This is a genomic window from Paenibacillus sp. HJGM_3, from assembly GCF_045062745.1.
GTDB lineage: Bacteria > Bacillota > Bacilli > Paenibacillales > NBRC-103111 > Paenibacillus_AA.
This window is the reverse complement of record NZ_JBJGED010000025.1, coordinates 1-17,775: the sequence shown is the minus strand read 5'-3', so window position 1 is coordinate 17,775 and position 17,775 is coordinate 1. Positions and strand designations below refer to the sequence as shown.

15 protein-coding genes and 1 other annotated feature are annotated in these 17,775 nt (G+C 59.8%); of the genes, 7 read left to right on the top strand and 8 right to left on the bottom strand.

Annotation, left to right across the window (positions count from 1 at the left end; genetic code table 11):
• The first annotated feature begins 3 nt into the window (after positions 1 to 3).
• On the top strand, positions 4 to 846 hold the full coding sequence (locus tag ACI5FR_RS24190; protein ID WP_405459169.1) for an aldo/keto reductase: 843 nt from the start codon (positions 4 to 6) through the stop codon (positions 844 to 846).
• A 68-nt stretch (positions 847 to 914) separates the two neighbouring features.
• On the opposite strand, the gene ileS is transcribed toward ACI5FR_RS24190, so the two are convergent.
• A complete protein-coding gene (gene ileS, locus ACI5FR_RS24185; protein ID WP_405459167.1) occupies positions 915 to 4,013 on the bottom strand; it encodes an isoleucine--tRNA ligase in 3,099 nt (1,032 codons plus the stop codon).
• Between the two features lie 52 nt (positions 4,014 to 4,065).
• Positions 4,066 to 4,350, bottom strand: a binding site (T-box leader).
• A 299-nt stretch (positions 4,351 to 4,649) separates the two neighbouring features.
• Between ileS and ACI5FR_RS24180 the strand changes: the two genes are divergently transcribed.
• Positions 4,650 to 6,503, top strand: coding sequence for a hypothetical protein (locus ACI5FR_RS24180; protein ID WP_405459164.1), 1,854 nt, complete (start codon positions 4,650 to 4,652; stop codon positions 6,501 to 6,503).
• Between the two features lie 54 nt (positions 6,504 to 6,557).
• Entirely contained in the window at positions 6,558 to 7,316 is a 759-nt protein-coding gene (locus ACI5FR_RS24175) for a DUF975 family protein (RefSeq protein ID WP_405459162.1), read from the top strand.
• A 59-nt stretch (positions 7,317 to 7,375) separates the two neighbouring features.
• On the opposite strand, the gene ACI5FR_RS24170 is transcribed toward ACI5FR_RS24175, so the two are convergent.
• The 7 genes from ACI5FR_RS24170 to ACI5FR_RS24140 form a co-directional block, all read right to left on the bottom strand.
• Positions 7,376 to 7,837, bottom strand: a complete 462-nt coding sequence (locus ACI5FR_RS24170; RefSeq protein WP_405459160.1) for an SRPBCC family protein — start codon at positions 7,835 to 7,837, stop codon at positions 7,376 to 7,378.
• Between the two features lie 62 nt (positions 7,838 to 7,899).
• The gene (locus tag ACI5FR_RS24165; RefSeq protein ID WP_405459158.1) at positions 7,900 to 9,342 is read right to left on the bottom strand and encodes an amidase family protein; all 1,443 of its coding nucleotides are present in this window, start codon (positions 9,340 to 9,342) and stop codon (positions 7,900 to 7,902) included.
• Between the two features lie 81 nt (positions 9,343 to 9,423).
• Entirely contained in the window at positions 9,424 to 9,975 is a 552-nt protein-coding gene (locus tag ACI5FR_RS24160; RefSeq protein WP_405459156.1) for an MOSC domain-containing protein, read from the bottom strand.
• A 26-nt stretch (positions 9,976 to 10,001) separates the two neighbouring features.
• Positions 10,002 to 10,544: a hypothetical protein gene (locus ACI5FR_RS24155; RefSeq protein WP_405459153.1), complete on the bottom strand. Its 543-nt coding sequence runs from the start codon at positions 10,542 to 10,544 to the stop codon at positions 10,002 to 10,004.
• A 99-nt stretch (positions 10,545 to 10,643) separates the two neighbouring features.
• Positions 10,644 to 11,816, bottom strand: a complete 1,173-nt coding sequence (nagA, locus tag ACI5FR_RS24150) for an N-acetylglucosamine-6-phosphate deacetylase (RefSeq protein WP_405459152.1) — start codon at positions 11,814 to 11,816, stop codon at positions 10,644 to 10,646.
• The gene (gene nagB / locus ACI5FR_RS24145) at positions 11,813 to 12,541 is read right to left on the bottom strand and encodes a glucosamine-6-phosphate deaminase (protein ID WP_405459151.1); all 729 of its coding nucleotides are present in this window, start codon (positions 12,539 to 12,541) and stop codon (positions 11,813 to 11,815) included. The genes nagA and nagB overlap by 4 nt, the downstream gene beginning before the upstream one ends.
• 5 nt (positions 12,542 to 12,546) lie before the next feature.
• A complete protein-coding gene (locus tag ACI5FR_RS24140; protein WP_405459150.1) occupies positions 12,547 to 13,404 on the bottom strand; it encodes a MurR/RpiR family transcriptional regulator in 858 nt (285 codons plus the stop codon).
• Between the two features lie 262 nt (positions 13,405 to 13,666).
• On the opposite strand from ACI5FR_RS24140, the gene ACI5FR_RS24135 reads away from it, so the two are divergent.
• From ACI5FR_RS24135 to ACI5FR_RS24120, 4 genes are all read left to right on the top strand, one after another.
• Complete coding sequence (locus ACI5FR_RS24135) at positions 13,667 to 14,335, top strand: HAD family hydrolase (RefSeq protein ID WP_405459149.1); 669 nt, start codon at positions 13,667 to 13,669, stop codon at positions 14,333 to 14,335.
• Positions 14,336 to 14,339: 4 nt separating this feature from the next.
• Entirely contained in the window at positions 14,340 to 14,864 is a 525-nt protein-coding gene (locus ACI5FR_RS24130; RefSeq protein WP_405459147.1) for an ADP-heptose synthase, read from the top strand.
• Between the two features lie 934 nt (positions 14,865 to 15,798).
• Entirely contained in the window at positions 15,799 to 16,506 is a 708-nt protein-coding gene (locus ACI5FR_RS24125) for an ABC transporter ATP-binding protein (protein WP_405459146.1), read from the top strand.
• The coding region (locus ACI5FR_RS24120) for an ABC transporter permease (RefSeq protein ID WP_405459145.1) at positions 16,503 to 17,775 on the top strand (1,273 nt) is incomplete at its 3' end. The genes ACI5FR_RS24125 and ACI5FR_RS24120, both read left to right, overlap by 4 nt.

Below are 17,775 nucleotides of genomic sequence, written 5' to 3'. Positions count from 1 at the left end.
AGAATGATACAATCTTTACAAGATACGATAACGTTGCATAATGGCGTGAACATGCCCGGTCTCGGACTCGGAGTATTCCAAGTGGAAGAGGGGACAGTGCTGATCCAAGCGGTCAAATCGGCCATCGCCCACGGATATCGCAGCATCGATACGGCGGCGATCTACGGGAATGAACGAAGTGTCGGCCAAGGCATCCGCGAAGCGATGCTCGACAACGGGATAACGAGAGATAAGCTGTTCATCACTTCGAAGGTATGGAACGCCGATCTGGGCTACGACTCTACGCTTGCCGCTTACGAAGCCAGCTTGGACCGATTGGGGCTGGAGTACCTCGATTTGTATCTGATCCATTGGCCTGTGATAGGGAAATACAAAGCTGCCTGGAGCGCGCTGGAGAAGCTATACCGGGAAGGACGGGTCAAAGCGATCGGGGTGAGCAATTTCCAAATCCATCATTTGGAGGACTTAATGAGCGAGGCTCAAATCAAGCCGATGGTGAACCAAGTGGAATTCCATCCTCGCTTGACGCAGAAGGAGCTGCTCCGCTACACGCAAGCGCAGGGGATTCAGCTTGAAGCTTGGTCGCCGCTCATGCAGGGACAGCTGCTGAACGATCCCTTGCTCCTGGAGATGGCCGCGCGATATGGAAAGTCCGTGGCGCAAATCATTCTCCGCTGGGATCTCCAGCACGGAGTCGTCACAATCCCGAAGTCGATTCAAGCGAGCCGGATTGCCGAAAATGCCGCCTTGTTCGATTTTGAGCTGAGCCCGGAAGACATGGGACGGATCGACGCATTGAATCAAAATTTGCGCGTCGGTCCCGATCCGGATCACTTTGATTTCTAATGGCAAACGGGGCAGCCCCTCGGGTCCTATGCGGACCTATGGGACTGCCCCGTTTGTCTGTCACTCGCTTATTCGATATGCAGCCCGACCGTCTTCTGGTCTACAGCCGCATACTCCATTCCTTCCACACGTCCGAAGATCATCTCTTGCAGCAGCACGCTATCTCGCAGCACGCGATCGAACCGTTCCACGGCCGCTCGCAGCTCATCGTCGGCGTCGAGCGTCAGGCGCACGCGCTTCTCGATCGGCAGATCGAGCTTCTTGCGCGTATCCTGCACGACGCGGATCAGCTCCCGCACGAGTCCTTCCTGGGCGAGCTCCGGCGTAATGTCGGTGTTGATCGCCACCGTCATCCCGTAGCCGGTCGCCGAGGCGAAGCCGGCCTTCGACCGCTTCTCGACGAGCAGCTCCTCGAGCGGCAGCCGCAGAGAGCTTCCGCCCTCGCCGGCACCAGGGAGCTCTGCATAGCCTTGGCGCATGACGTGCATCGCTTGCTCCGCGCTCAGCTGCTGCAGTCCGCTTTGGATCGCGCCAACTTGCTTGCCGTACTTCTTCCCGCCGAGCTTCAAGTTCAGCTTGAACGAATATTCGACCAGCTCCGCGTCATCGGTGACGAGGCGAATAAGCTTCACGTTGATCTCGTCTTGGATGATCGCGGCGTAGTGGGGCAGCTCGAGCGGCCGGTCCGAGGCGATCATCAGCTCGGAGAGCGGCTGCCGCGTCTTGATGCCGGTTTCGTTCCGCACGTTGCGGGCGAGCTCGACGATACGGAGCACCGTCTCCATCTCGGCTTCGAGCGCCCGGTCGATCCGGGATTCATCCGCTTCCGGATAGCGGTCCAGGTGCACGCTATTGTACTCGCCGCCTAGGTTCCGATAGACGTCCTCCGCGATGAAGGGAGTGAACGGCGCGACAACGCGGCTCAGGGTAAGCATTACCTCGCGCAGTGTCTGGTAGGCCGCCACCTTGCTCTCCGTCATGCCGCTCTCCCAGAACCGGTCGCGCGAACGCCGCACGTACCAGTTGCTTAGCTCCTCGACGAATGACTCAATGCGCCGGGCCGGATTCAGGAAGTCGTTAACCGCAAGCCCCTTGTTCACTTCCTCGATCATGCTGTTCAGCCGCGACAGGATCCAGCGGTCGAGCCGGTTCGTCTTCGGCAGAGCCGCGTGATCTTCCTGCTTGTAGCCGTCGATCGAGGCATACAGGGCATAGAACGCATGCGTGTTGTGGATCGTATCTATGAGCTTGGACTTCGCCTCGGCTACGATCTGCTTGGAGAACCGCTTGCTGTTCCACGGCGCGCTGTCAGTGAGCAGCGCCCAGCGGAACGCGTCCGTGCCGTACTCGCGGATGATGTCCCACGGATCGATGACGTTGCCTTTGCTCTTCGACATCTTCTGCCCGTTTTCGTCGAGGACGTGGCCGGTGGCCATGACCGACTTGTACGGCGCTTGGCCGTTGTACAAAGTCGAGACAGCCAGCAGACTGAAGAACCAGCCCCGCGTCTGATCGATGCCCTCTACGATCATATCGGCGGGGTACTGCTCCCGGAACAGCGCCTCGTTCTCGAACGGGTGGTGATATTGGGCGAACGGCATCGAGCCGCTGTCGAACCAGACGTCGATTACCTCCGGCGTCCGGGTCATCACGCCCTCGCAGTGCGGGCACCGGAGCTGAACGTCGTCGATGTAAGGCTTGTGCAGCTCCAAGTCCTCGCCGATGTCGCGGGTCGCTCTTGCCTGCAAGTCCTTGTAGCTGGCCGGTGCATACTGCGCGTCGCAGCTGTCGCATACCCAGACGTTCAGCGGAGTGCCCCAGTACCGGTTCCGGCTGATGTTCCAGTCGATGAGCTCCTCCAGGAATTTGCCGAACCGCCCTTCGCGCAGGTGGCCGGGGTACCAGTCGATCGTATTGTTGTTCGCGATCAGCTGATCCTTTACCGCGGTCGTCTCTATGAACCAGCTCTCCGTGGCGTAGTAGAGCAAAGGCGACTTGCACCGCCAGCAAAACGGATAGCTGTGCTCGTACCGCTCTTTGTCGTACAGCCGCTTCTTCTCGGCCAGCAGCTTCACGATGTCCACGTCGCAATCCTTCACGAAGCGGCCGGCCAGATCGGTGACCGCGTCGATGTAGCGGCCGGAGCTGTCGACGACCTGCAGCATGCTCACGCCGTTCTGGCGGGCGACCTTGTAGTCGTCTTCGCCGTGCGCCGGAGCGATGTGGACGATGCCGGTGCCGCTCGTATCGCTGACGAAGTCGCCGGCGATGACGAAGTGGCCCCGCTCGACCGGCACGTAGCGGAACGGAGGCTCATAGGTCTGGCCGACCAGATCGGCGCCCGTAAGCGTCGAGACGATCTCGTAGTCGCCCTTGTCCTTCATAACCGACTCGACGAGGTTGGAGGCGACGATGTAGATCTGGCCGTTCTGTCTGACCCGCGCGTACTCGAGCTCGGGATGGACGGCCAGCGCCACGTTGGCGGGCAGCGTCCATGGCGTGGTCGTCCAGGCGAGGATGGCGTCGCCGTTCGCCAGCGGGAACGAAGCTGTGGCGCTCAAGTCCTTCACATCCTCGTACCCTTGCGCCACCTCGTGCGAGCTGAGCGTCGTCTGGCAGCACGGGCAGTACGGGCTGACCCGGTGGCCGCGGTAGAGCAGTCCTTTGCGATGAATCGTCGCCAGGATGTGCCAGACGCTCTCGATGTACTCGTTCGTGAGCGTAATGTACGGGTTATCCAGGTCGGTCCAATAACCAATCGCCTCGGTCAGCTCCCGCCACTGCTTCTCGTACTCGAATACGCTCTCCTTGCATTTGCGCACGAACTTCTCGACGCCGTACTTCTCGATGTCGCCCTTGCCGGAGATGCCGAGCTGCTTCTCGACGCCGAGCTCCACAGGGAGTCCGTGCGTATCCCAGCCCGCTTTGCGGATCACCTTGTAGCCCGCCATCGTCTTGTAGCGGCCGATGAAATCTTTGATGACCCGCCCGAGGGCGTGCCCGATATGCGGGACCCCGTTCGCGGTCGGCGGCCCTTCGTAGAAGACGAAGGCCGGGCTGCCTTCCCGCTGCCGGATCGATTCCCGGAACGTGTCGTTCCGGCTCCACTGGTCGAGCACGCGGAGCTCCCGCGCTCTCGCTTTTTCTTTGACATCCACTTTTTCCATCCTCATGCCCCTCCTTATAGACAACAAAATAGACAACAAAAAAACCCGCCCCTTCAGGGACGAGTCGTCGCTCGCGTTACCACCCTAATTCTGCAGCCGCCTGCCGGATTCAATCATCAGGACAAGGGTGCAGCACTCGATCTGCGTACTAACATACGCGTTCCTTGTAACGGCGGAATCCCGGCTAAGCTTACTGGTAGGCATGGAAATCTGCCTGTCGGTTCGGCTTCGCTTCTCGGAGATGATGTTCGGCTGCGCTCTGGACACCGGCTTGCACCAGGCACCGGCTCTCTGGGGAACAGGGGAGCAGCGTACTCGTTCTCTTCATTGAATTTAAAAGTGTTATACCACGTCCGGCCTGGCTATGTCAAGCTCCGGGCTTGTCCGCATCCGGACAGAAAGAGACCCACAGCAACGGGCTGCGGGTCTTAAGGTTTATATTTTAAAAAGGGGGTCATCTATAGAATATCCGAAGTTCATTAAGGGAGTATGAAAATAACATTACAATTGTGTTACAAAATTACGATTTCATTTTTTACGTTGTTTGCTCGATTTCTTCAATAAGGGTTGAAACCAAAATCGTTCCTTCGCGTCTAAGTAGGTAATGAATGCCAGATATGGAGGATGAGGCTCGGGATGAGAAATGGACGCATAGCCGTTAAGACGGTACTGGGATGGATGCTAAGCGGGCTGCTGATCCTGATATCCGCCTGCGAAGACGCGAACCCCGCTCGGTCCGCAGGTATTAGCCCCTCGCCTCCTGCCGCGATGACGCCCGCCCCTACGCTTGCCGCTTCACCCACCCTGGCGGCCACCGCTACCCCGACTACCGCACCGCCATCGTTTAGAGAGAAATTGGGCAGCTTGTTCGTCGGCGAACAAGAGGAAGGCTCGGGCATGCAAGTGACTTCCTGGAGAGGGAGCACATACCCCCAAGCCCCGAGCAAGATCGTGCACCACCTGGAGGAAGCGGTAGTCGTGCTCGAATTCGCCAACGCTACCGAGCAAGAGATCCGGACGCTGCAGGACCAAATCACGGTTGGCGGTGGGAAGGCGGTCTGGAACCGGGATGATAAAAATCCGAACTTTTACCGCTTGAGGCGCAAGCAGGCGGAAGGGGGATCATTCGAGCTGCGCATGGGGGAGCTGCCGCCGCTCACGATCAGCCGGATGAAGGCTCTCACCTACAAGCCCATCGGCGCTTCCGGGCAAGACAACGCGGATATACTGCTGGTGAACGCCCGCGAATACGGGACTCGCGTGATGGTGCCGATGGAGGAGCAGGCTGTGACCCTCGAGTTCTCGGAGCCGATGAAGCCGGTGCTTCCTACCGCCTCGGAAGGAGCGAGCTCCCCCTTGCGCGCGGAATGGATTACCGACACCCGGCTTCGGATTGAGTTGAACGAGACCGGGTACTCGGTCGATCATGGGGCGAAGGAGCTGCTCGTTCGCACCGATCAGCTGCAGGGGGTGAGCGGCAATACCCTTAAGTGGGGCTCGCTGCACATACTCCGCGCGCCTGCCATGTCCTGGCGGGATGGCAGAACAGGGGCTGACGTCACCCAGGGACCGAGGGATCGGTACTACGAGCAGCTGGCTTTCGCGCCGGACCGCAGCCGGTATGTCGGTATCGTCAGCCTCGGCGGCTCGATGGGGGACGGGGACGGCTGGAGCTATGCGTTCGTGCTGGAGCGGAACGGACAGCCTCCGGTTGTGCTGGAGGACGTGTTCTACTCTACGATCGAACCTCGCGATGCGCCGATCCGCTGGATCGATTCGAAGACTCTTCTGTACGCCTCCTACTACGGAGTGTATACGTACGATACGCAGACGATGACCCGACAACTGATCGTCACGGCGGACCCGGAGGAGCGGGAGAACATCAATTTCGCCGAATGGGACGCGGTTCGGAACCGGCTGTACGTGCTTGCGTTCGAAGACCGCAACGAGTCGGATATGACGAAGGCGATTACGTTCGTGGACGGAACGATTAGCGAAGTCCGGCGGAATTTCGCCGAGACGGTTCTGGTAGGCAAATACTCGCTGTTGGATTTGACGGTGACCCCGACGGCGCAAGGCGTGTACTGGACACGAACCGAGAATGGGGTGCCGTTAACGGATTATGTGGGGAACGACGGGAAGACGGTCTCGGCTCCGGGGGTCGTTCGACTGGCCACTTCGACGGGGGTCTACCTGCAGCGTTTCAGAGCGGATCCTGTTGATCCGGCGGAGCGCCTGTCCATCGTTCAACCGGACGGCTGGGCGTACTGGGAGCCGGGGACACAAGAGAAGCGTCTCGCGGACTTTCGGGGCGAGGGAATCGTATACGCGTGGGGCGAGGAGCTAGTCAGCCGAATCGACGACCGGTATTATCGGTACGATCCGGTTCTCGGCTCTTGGGTGCAGTGGCAAGCCCCGGCAGGCGGCGGGCCGAACGCGGAGCCGGTTAGGGGACCGGAAGGGCTGTACCGGATTCGGACTAACCTTTGAGGCCGCGTCATATACTGAAGCGATTCTTTTTGGATAAGGGGAGTGAAGTGAGTCATGTGGACGCGTTATGAACTGAAGGAGCGAGCCAAGGCAGTCTTGCGTACTTCATACTGGAAGGCGTTTTTGGTCAGCTTGCTGCTCGCCGTCATTACCGGGGGATTGCCCAGCTGTTCCTACCGGTATAGTGGGGGCGGGGGAGGCGGAGGCCATGTGGCAGGCGTTTCGGGTGAAATGGGGATAGGAGACGCAGCCTGGGCCGCTATCATCGTTATTGCGATCATTATTATTGTCATCGCCGTCCTAGTCGGTCTTGCCTTACGGATCTTCTTGATCTCTCCTCTGGAAGTGGGGGTCCGCAAATATTTCATCCAGTCCGCCCAGCAGGAAGTGAACTTGAACCATCTCGGCTTTTCCTTCGCCCGCGGGCGGTATGGGGAGGTCGTGAAGGGGATGCTGTGGATGATGTTCCTGAATATCCTCTGGTTCTTGCTCCTGATCATACCGGGTATCGTCAAAAGCTACAGCTACAGCCTGGTGCCCTACCTCCTCGCGGATAACCCGGGGATCGGGATGAAACGGGCGGTGAGCTTGAGCGATCGGATGACGCGCGGCCACAAATGGCGAATGTTTGTGCTCGATCTGTCCTTTATCGGGTGGTTTCTTCTCGGGACGATCGCGCTGTTCGTCGGGACATTGTTCGTGCTCCCTTACTACAACGCGACCAAGGCGGAGCTGTACTTGGTGCTTCGCGACGAAGCGCTGAAGGAGGGCTTCAGCAGCCGGATGGAGCTGAATTTGCCGGTGCTGGAGTAAGCGGGTGGTAAAAAAGCGGCAGTCGACCCTTAAGGTTAAGGTTCGACTGCCGTTGTCTGTCATCGTGCCACGTTAGCGTCAGGCGCCTTGTCCGCTATGAGATTCAAGACGACGCCGTGCTCGAGCAGCGCCTTCAGCCCGCAGAGCACCATCGTGAAGCCGCCCATGGAATCGATCGCTTGGCGGACGATCGCATCCCCGTCTCCCTCGAACCCGGAGTTGGTAATCGTAACCATCGTGCCCTCGGCGCGCGGCGTGAAGATCCACTCGGCCGGACTGCCGCCGAAATCGATGAGAATGCGCCGGTTGGCCTCTACCTCCAGCACCTTAATATCGTCGGCCACTCCGTACATCTCCCATTCCCACTTGACGGTTTTGCCCGCTTCCAGTTTTCCGCTGCTCTTGGTGAACCAGAACTTCGTCGTAACTGCCGGGTCGATAAACGCCTCGAACACTTCCTCTACCGGTCTTCGGATCAGCATTTCCGCTTTGGCGACAGGTGCTTCACTAAGGGTTGTCATTAGATTAGGCTCCTTTTCGTGGAATAGCAATGAGACTAGCTTCATTGTAGCAAAAGAGCCGTCTACCCTTCCAGCTTCGGCCGAATCCGCCCGCCTGCAGTCTGCTCGAACGCGTACGCGAGACGCAGCAGCTGCGGCTCGGTGTAGGCGAGGCCGGTGAAGGCGACGCCGAACGGCATGCCGTCCTCCCGGCAGCCGGCCGGCACGATGACCGACGGATAGCCCGACACCGCGGCCGAGTCGGTCACGCCGGGGCAGAACAGGGCGTCGAGCCGGTGCTCGCGGAACAGCCGGTCCAGCCCCTCCTCCCGGGAGACACGGAGATCGCGCAGCCGGTCCTGGATGTAGCGCGCTTCCGTTAAGGTGCCCGAAGTCTCGTATTCCGCCTTGAGCAGCAGTGTCTGTCCGTACTTAAGCGCAGCTCCCAAATGGCGATGGTTGAACTCGATCACGTCCCGCAGCGTTTTCACCGGGGCGTGCGGGCCGAGCGACGCCAAGTAGCGGTTCAGCGCCGACTTGAATTCGTACAGCAGGACGCTCGAGTTCCCCCCGACATGCGGGAGGTCGGTCCCTTCCACGAGCGTCGCTCCTGCTGCCCGGATCCGATCGAGCGCCGCCTCGATCAGCCCTTTCTCCTCCTCGGAGAAGTCGTCGAGGTAGCCGCGGTTCACCCCGATCCGGGCGCCCCGGAGGCCGTCCGCGTCGAGCGCGGCCAAGTAGTCGAGCCCGCTCCGGTTCGGCGCGGCGAGCGTGGAAGCGTCCGCCGGATCCGGTGCGGCCGCCAGCACGCCAAGCAGGATGGCGGCGTCCTCGACAGTGCGGGCGAGCGGCCCCGCCGTGTCCTGGCTGTACGTGATCGGGATGAGGCCCGAACGGCTAATAAGGCCGAGCGTCGGCTTGATCCCGACGAGGCTGTTGCGGCACGCCGGATTCAGGATCGAGCCCGACGTCTCGGTGCCGACGGCGACGGCGCATAGGTTGGCCGCGACCGCCACCGCGGAGCCGGAGCTCGAGCCCCCGGCGGGGAAGCGGCCTGGGCCGTACGGGTTCAGCACCTGCCCGCCTCGGGAGCTGTAGCCGTTCGGCATCCCGCGGGTCATGAAGTTGGCCCACTCGGTCATGTTCGCCTTGCCGAGGATGACGGCCCCGGCTTCCCTAAGCCGCGTGACGAGGAAAGCGTCGCTAGGGGCGAATGAATCCGCCAGCGCCAGAGAACCTGCGCTTGTATGCATGTTGTCGTATGTATTGATGTTATCCTTCAGCAGCACCGGTACGCCGTGAAGCCATCCCCGGCTGCGTCCGGCCGCGCGCTCCTGGTCGCAGCGCTCGGCGAGGAACAGTGCGTCCGGATTCAGCTCCAGCACCGCGTTCAACCCCGGACCGGACCGGTCGAATCGGGCGATCCGGTCCATATATTGCAGTGTTAAGGAACGGGACGTGGCCGCGCCTGACTCGAACGCGGCCTGAATGTCCCGAATGGTAAGCTCTTCTATGTTATCACTCATGCGCATCTCTCCCTTTGTTTTGGGATTCTGCTCCAGTGTAGCAAAGCACGGAGAGCCCGGGAAGGGAAAGGATCGTTATAACTACACGCGCTCGAGCTTGCGGTGCGGCTCCGGCGGCAGCTCCGCGCGGATCGGGTCGCCGGGACGGACGTCGCCGCCCTCGAGCACGACGGCCATGATGCCCGCCTTGCGGATGAGCTCGCCCTGAGCATCGCGGTCCAGCACCGCCGCCTGCAGGCCGGGCTGGAACTTGTCGATCTGGGCGCACGGATTGCGCAGCCCGGTCACCTCGATGACGGCGGTGTCGCCGATGTTCAGCTTCGTTCCGGTCGGCAGCCCAAGCAGGTCGAGGCCGCGCGTCGTAATATTCTCGCCGAGCTGACCGGCCTCGACCTGGAAGCCCTTGGCGCCCAGCTCTTCATGCAGCTCGGCGTGCATGAGATGCACTTGGCGCAAGTTCGGCTGGGTCGGGTCCTGGGCGACCCGGGACCGGTGCTGCACCGTTATCCCGGCGTGCGCATCGCCTTCGACCCCGAAGCCGGCCAGGAGCCGGATGCCGCTCCGGTTCTGCTTGCTGAACGTATGTTCCCCATTCCGGCTTACCGCCGTGACAACCCCTTGGATTCGTTCCATTCCGCCCTCTCCTCGTATAGCAGACATTATAGAAAATCCATGCGGTGCTCGAATTTCAACAGCTGGGGATGCGCTTGAAAGGACGCATCGGCCCGAATGAGCAGCCTCAGCTTGCGGATCCACGGCTCGAAGCTGCTGTACGTGGCGAACTTATTCGCCATCGTCCCAGTCAAGCCGAGGAAATGCGGCCCCTTGTACTTCTCGGTCAAGAAGTCCAGGGCGGTGTCCATCGGCGTATACTTTTTGCGCTTCCGCTCCCATTCGTCGATCTCGACGGGAACTTCGCCCGCTCCGGCGATCTCCTCGCGCAGCTCCTCCAGCCGCTGGAGCCGGACATGATACGGCTCGGCGGGGCCGGCCGACTTGCTCGCCATGCGTCTGAGCGTCTCTTCATGCAGGGGATACAGCACTACCCGCGCGATATCGTGCTCTTCCGCCCAGCGTGTCCAGGTCAGCAGCGTTTCCGCGGAGAACAATGCGTCGAACGCGTCGTAGAGGATGAGTGTCCCGCGTATCGTTTCCGGTTCCGGTTCATAGCCATAAGGGACATGGGTTACCGTTCGAGCCATTTAGCCGCCTCCTTAGCAGTTCCATCTGTGTTTAGTTTAAACCAATCTTATGCAAAATAATAGAAAAAGGCCGGCCCAACAGGCCAACCTTCGAATGGTTTAGTTCGCGAATACCTCTACCGGATTGCCCTTCGCCCAAACGCGCTCGAGCTTCAACCCGGAGGAGACGAGCAGGACGTCCGCCTGCTTCCCGACGGCCAAACTGCCGGTCTGCTCGAAGAGGCCGAGCTGGCGCGCAGGGTTGCCGCTCGCCATGACGCTCGCTTCCGGCACGGTGAGGCCGACCTTCTCGACGACGAAGCGCAACGCCTCGATCATCGTCAGCGTGCTGCCGGCCAGGCTGTTGCCTTCGGCGAGCGTCGCGACGCCCGCCTTCACGTTGACGGCCAGGCCGCCGAGATCGTACAGGCCGTCGCCCAAGCCGGCCGCGGCCATCGCGTCGGTGATGAGCAGCAGGTTATGGTCGTTCTTCACCAGCGTGACGAGCCGGATCGCGGCCGGGTGCACGTGATGGCCGTCGGCGATCACTTCCGCGTGGATGCGCGGATCGGTGAGCACCGCCCCGACCGTACCCGGGTTGCGGTGGTGGAGCGGCGTCATCGCGTTGTACGTATGCACCGCCTGGCTCAGGCCGCGCTCGATGGCTGCCTCGATCTGATCGTAGGTGGCGTCCGTATGTCCGGCCGCGGCGACAATGCCGCTCACGCTGAGCCATTCGATCAGATCAAGCGCGCCCTCGATCTCGGGCGCTAATGTAACTTGACGAATAAGTCCCGGATATTGTTTGGTCCATTCGACGAGCCATTCCTTTTGCGGCGGAAGCATGTAGGCCGGGTTTTGCGCGCCTTTCCATTTCGGATTGACGAACGGGCCCTCCAGATGCACGCCGACCACTTGCGCGCCCGGCATCGGCTGCTGCCGGTACGCATGCACGCTCGCCAGCACACGCGAGATGTCCTCGCGGGAAGCCGTCACGGTCGTCGCCACGATGGAGGTCGTTCCGTTGCCGCCGTGGAAGCGGGTAATCTTGTCCAGCGATTCGGCCGAGGCGTCCATGAAGTCGCCGCCGTAACCGCCGTGTACGTGTACATCGACGAAGCCGGGCAATACCCAACCGCCGGCCGCGTCAATCGTCTCCCCTTCGAATGGGGCGGCACTGTTCGAAGCCGGTTCAATTGAGACGATGCGCCCTTCGGTGAATGTTATCGTTCCGCCGGCGAGGACGCCTTCTTCCGTTACAATCGCAGCGTTGATCAGTCTAGTCGGTTTCATTCGAACAACCTCCCGGATTCGGAATCTAGCAGGACTACGACATGAGGGTGCGTTTGCAGCAAGGACGCCGGGCATTCGGTCGTAATCGGTCCGGTGAGCGCCCGGTGTACGATTTCCGCTTTATCCGCGCCGCGGACGACGAGCAGAATCATTTTCGCCTTCAGAATCGTCCCTACGCCCATCGTGAGCGCATGGGTCGGCACTTCGTCGATCGAGTTGAAGAAGCGGGCATTGGCGTTGCGCGTCTCTTCCTTCAGCTTGACGATGTGCGTCCCGCTCATGAGCGCATGATCGGGCTCGTTGAAGCCGATATGGCCGTTATGGCCGAGGCCCAGCAGCTGCAGGTCGATCTGCTTCGCGTCGTCCAGCAGCGTGTTGTACCGGATACACTCCTGCTCCAGATCGGGGGCATTGCCGTCCGGAATATGGATTCTCGCCGGGTTGACGTCGACATGGGCGAACAGATGGTGCTGCATGTAGGCGTGGTAGCTCTCCGGATGATCGACCGGCAGGCCGACATACTCGTCCAGGTTGAACGTCGTCACCGACTTGAAGCTGACCATGCCTTGGCGGAACGTATCGACGAGCTCCTCGTACAGCCCGACCGGCGTGCCGCCCGTAGCGAGGCCGAGCACGGCCCGGGGATTCGTCTGCACGAGTCCGGCGATGATCCCGGCTCCGGCTTCGTTCAATTTTGCTTGCGACTCGAATTTTAAAATATTCATCTTGCTTATCGGCCTCTTTCTTTGCGGTATTTGCGCACCATCTGGTACGATTGCTCCAGCTTCGGGACGTATTCGTCGAACGATTCGCTGACGAGCCCCATGAACACAATATCGATGACGTGCAGTTGAGCCATGCGGGAAGCCATATCGCCCCGGCGCATCCCTTCCTCGAGCGAGGAGATGAAGAGCGGAATGTCGGCGAGACCAGCCAGCGTGCTTGGCCCGTATTTGGACAGCGAGATCGTCAGAGCTCCGCTCTCCTTGGCGCAGCGCAGGGCGTCGATCGTCTCCGGCGTCTCGCCGGAATACGAAATCGCGAAGGCGACGTCGCCTTCCGTCAGATTCGAGGCGGACGTCACCTGCATATGCGGGTCGGAGAACGTGCGGGCCGGCTTGCCGATCCGGATCAGCTTCTGGTAAAAGTCTTCCGCCACAATCCCCGAGGTCGCCACGCCGTAGATGTCGATCTGTCCGGCGTTCCTAAGCGCGTCCAGCGCCCGCTGCAGCTGCTTCAGATCGAGCATGCGGGATGTGTCCGAGATGGACCGGACGTGGTTCGCCTCCATGGCGGCCACGATGCTCTCGAGCGTATTGCCCGCTACGATGTCCTGGTACGAGTCCGCCGCCGGCTGCTGCGCCAGCTCGGTGGCGAGCTGCATCTTGAGGCCGGTGAAGCCGCCAGGGTGGAACGCCTTGCAGAAGCGGGAGATCGTCGCCGTGCTCGCGCCCGCGTGCTCCGCCAGCTCCGTAATGCCCATCCGGACGACCTGCTGCGGATGCTCGGCGATGAAGGCGGCGAGTCCCTGTTCCTTCGGATTCAGGCCGTCCCGATTCGCCTCGATCGCACGAAGGATATCGGACATTCGCCAGCTCTCCTTCCTGTCATTCTGAAAATAATTTTACTCATATTCTTATATTACACGAAAATGATTTACATAGCTATATCGATTTCGCAGAATGTGCGCACGAACACTTCTTCTATATAGGCCTTTGTCGGATTCTTTTGCAGGGTTGCCTCAAACGGCCGATTTTAACCTACGCTGCCGCATTGACTTCCATCGCGATTCATGGTTGTATTAAACTTGGTCTACATAATGCGACTTTGCAGAAATGGAGTGAACATAGATGAAGAAACGAACTTGCCCCGAAGCGATGCTCTTCGATCTGGACGGCACGCTGTTCCAGACCGAGACTTTGCTGCTGCCGGCCTACGAAGCGGCGTTCGCTGAGATGCGCCGCGAAGGCAGCTACTCGGGGGACACCCCGCCGGCGGAACGGATTCTGAGCAGTCTCGGCATGCTGCTCGAGCACATCTGGGAGCGGGTGCTGCCGGACGCGCCGCACGATGTTCGCCGACGGGCCGACGAACTGCTGCTGAAGCATCAGACCGAGATGCTGCAGCAAGGGATCGGCACGTTGTATCCGGGCGTCGAGGAGACGTTGACCGCCTTGCGGGAGCGGGGGGTCAAGCTGTTCGTGGCGAGCAACGGGCTGGAGGTTTATGTGCGCGAGGTCGTGGCAAGGCTGGGCGTCGGCCATCTGTTCACCGACCTGTACAGCGCGGGTGAGTACAACACCCGGTCCAAGGTCGATCTCGTGCGGTTGCTCTTGGACAAGCACGGGATCTCGACCGCCTGGATGGTCGGCGATCGGTCCTCGGACGTGGAAGCGGGCGTGCACAACGGATTGCCGGTCGTCGGGTGCAAGTATGCGGAATTCGGCAAGCCGGGGGAGCTGGAAGGAGCGGCCATGATTATTACGTCCTTCCCTCAATTGCTGGAATGGGTGGAGTAGGGCGATGAAACGAAGATTCGTAATCGAAGCCGTCATGTTGGCCAGCTACGGGGAGCTGATGCAGCCGAGCGTCCCTGTGGAGTATGTAATTCCATATTCGACGATCATGGAGCTGTATGAGATGCGCGACAGCGCGGAGCCGGTCATGGTCCAGCCTGAGGATGATGCCCATGTGAGGGGCAAGATTCAAGAGCTGATCGCGTTCTTCGAGACGCCATTCAATAAAATCAAGCTGGAGCGCGCCTTGCTCGCGCCCTGGCGGATGAGCCCGAGTCTGCTCGTGAACGACAGCGTCCAAATCGCGGTGATGTATGCGGTGGACAGCGCGCAGTACGGAGAGCTGTTCGATCCGATCGAGACGGAGATCATCATGACGTCGATCCGCGAGAAGGTGCCGGTGCTGACCGATCAGATCGAGTTTATGGACAAAATCATCAACTCCGACATTCCGGTGCAGGTGTTCGACGTGGACGATTTCGAATTCGCGCTCGATCTGGACCTGTCGATGGAGGATTGGGGCAAGCTGTGATCGCATTGGTACAAACAACCTGAGTTCGGGGGAATCGCCGGGCTCGGGTTGTTTTGTTGTGGGGGAGTATCGGGAGGGTGGGGACTAGTAAAGTAGATTATGAGACAGTCGATTTATTATGTATGGCTCATCGAACCGATTACAAACGAGCTCTAGTTTGAATTCACCATTTTACATAAGGCTAGATATCATTTGCAGGAGCTCTAGTTCGATTTCGCCGAATTGGAGCGCACAATTAGAACACGGACCCTGGAATACCGCCTTTTAGGTAGGCAAAATCGAACTGTATCGCGTCGACTTCCCTCAATACCGACTCCAATTGGGCAAAATCGAACTACACGTCATACCGGATCCACGATAAGGCGCTTAAGCTCGAAATCATACAATCCAAGGAGCGGCACTTGGGAGGGTCGGCGGACCTGTAGAGTAGATTTTTTACTTTGGAGGGGCTCTTGGGAGGGATTGCGGACCTGTAGAGTAGATTTTTTACTTTGGAGGGGCACTTGGGAGGGTCGGCGGCACTGTAGAATAGATAACCTACTTTGGGCGGAGTACTCGCAGGGTTTTCAGTCCACCTCACGTCTATGTGAGGAAAGAGGGCAGGCAGAGGGAGTGGAGAAGCGCAGCGTGCGCCTTTGAAATTTTGTGCTACCCTTAGCCAATTCCGATCAAAAGCACATGATTTCAACAGCGGTCGGAACCCCTCTGCCTGCCCTCCTCACGAGCCTATTGAACGTTACCGCCAAGGATCTCTGAAGTTACATCATTTTTGTCCCGCGTTCCCCAAGCTCCCCTTAACAGAACCTTAAGATGTTGTTAAGAGTTTATTTCACCTTCCTTAAGATTCGAACGGTATAGTCATAGGAGTCGCACGAGAGAGAAAGAAAGCCGAATGGCCTCGTGCTTCATCCAATCATCGTTCCTGGAGGGCTTTATGATCACCGTATCGGATCTAAATCATGAATTTCGCATAGGCAAGAAAGGCAAGGAGCGGGTCGTCCCCGTGCTGCAGCACATCAACCTGCAGGTTGAGCAGGGCGAGATCGTCACCGTCGTCGGACGAAGCGGCTCCGGCAAATCCACGTTGCTGAACCTGATAAGCGGGTACATCCGGCCGACCGCCGGACAGATCATCGTGAACGGCTGCAACGTAACGAGGCTGACAGAAGGGGAGTGGGCGAACTTCCGGCTCGAGCATTTCGGGTTCATCTTCCAGAGCTTCCAGCTCATCCCGAGCATGACCGCCGCCGAGAACGTGGAGCTGCCGCTCGTGTTGAAGGGGCTGGACGAGAAGGAGCGCAAGCGCCGCACACTCGAGATTCTGCATCGCGTCGGGCTGGAGGAATTCGGCGGCCACTATCCGGGGGAGCTGTCCGGCGGCCAGCAGCAGCGCGTCAGCATCGCCCGGGCGCTCATCGTGAACCCGCCGATCATTCTGGCGGACGAGCCTACCGGCAGCCTCGACAGCGAGAACGAGCAGTCGCTCCTCGGCTTCATTCGGCAGTTGAACCGGGAGTCGGGCATCACATTCCTCATCATTACCCATGACGACCAAGTGGCCTCGATCGGGCACCGGACCGTATCGCTGCAGGATGGCCGGATCGTCGAATCGCTCGGCGCCGGCAAGGAGGTGCTCCAATGAAGCTCAAGGATCGATTCCGGTTCGTCCGGCAAAACATGAAGAAAAACCGTTCCCGCGTCTTTATGACCGTCCTCGCCACCGCCATGGGCTGCTCGTTCTTGATCGTGCTCGCCTCCGTCGGGTTCGGCCTTCAGAAGAGCGTCGTACAGGAGATTACGGAAGGCCGCCTCATGACGGACATTAACGTGTACGGGAAGAAGGACGAGAAGAATAACTACAGCCCGCTGACCGTAGCCGACATCGACGCGCTGGAGAAGCTGCCGAACGTGAAGAGCGTCACCCGCCGGCAATTCCTGCAGCAATCGCCGATCTACAAATTGGGCGAACGGAGCGGACCCGGCCAGACGCTCGTGGCGCATATGCCTTCCGAGATCAAGGCCGGGTTCGAGCTGTCCGCGGGACGCATGCCTCAAGCGGACAACGAAGTGATCGTCGGCTATAATTTCGCCGAGTTTCTTCGCCTGCCCGGCGAGCAGCCGGCCGACTCCGGCGAGGATGCTGCTCCGAAGCCGACCGAGCCTCCGGTCACGGTGCTTAACAAGACGATTGAGATGGAGATCAAGCAATTCGTCGGCAAGACGGAGCAGAAGAAGACGATTCCAGTCACCGTTGTCGGGGTTTCCAAGGCGCTGACCCGGGAGTGGATGAAGGACGGGAACGTTTACATTTCCGAAGGACTGCTGAAGCAGATCGAAGCGTTCACAGGGACGCCGCGCGGAATGATCCAGCCGCAGACGGAGAACGGCGATGGCGCTGGCAGGCCGAATAAACCGGCCGATACTTACGATGACGTACATGTATACGCCAATGACGTAGAGGACGTGAAAGCGATCGTGAAGCAGATGACCGACGGCAACTATACCTCGCATTCCATCGTGAATGAGCTGGAGCAAGTGAATGTGATGTTCACGATCATGAAAATCGGCCTGCTGCTCGTCGGCACGATCGCGGTGCTGATCGCTTCGATCGGCATCTACAATACGATGACGATGGCCGTCACCGAGAGGGCCCAGGACATCGGTATCATGAAGGCGATCGGGGCCCATCCGTCCACCATCAAGAGTGTCTTTCTCATCGAGAGCGGGTATATCGGGATTCTGGGCGCGATCATAGGCACCGCGGTGTCCTACGTCATCAGCTTCGCGGTGAACTTGTCCTTGCCGGCCGTCATCTCCGGCTTCCTGGGCGAGACGCCGCCGGAAGGGCTCATCTTCAGCGACATCCCGCTGCTCTTGACCTTGATCTGCGTCGGCATCAGCCTGCTCGTCG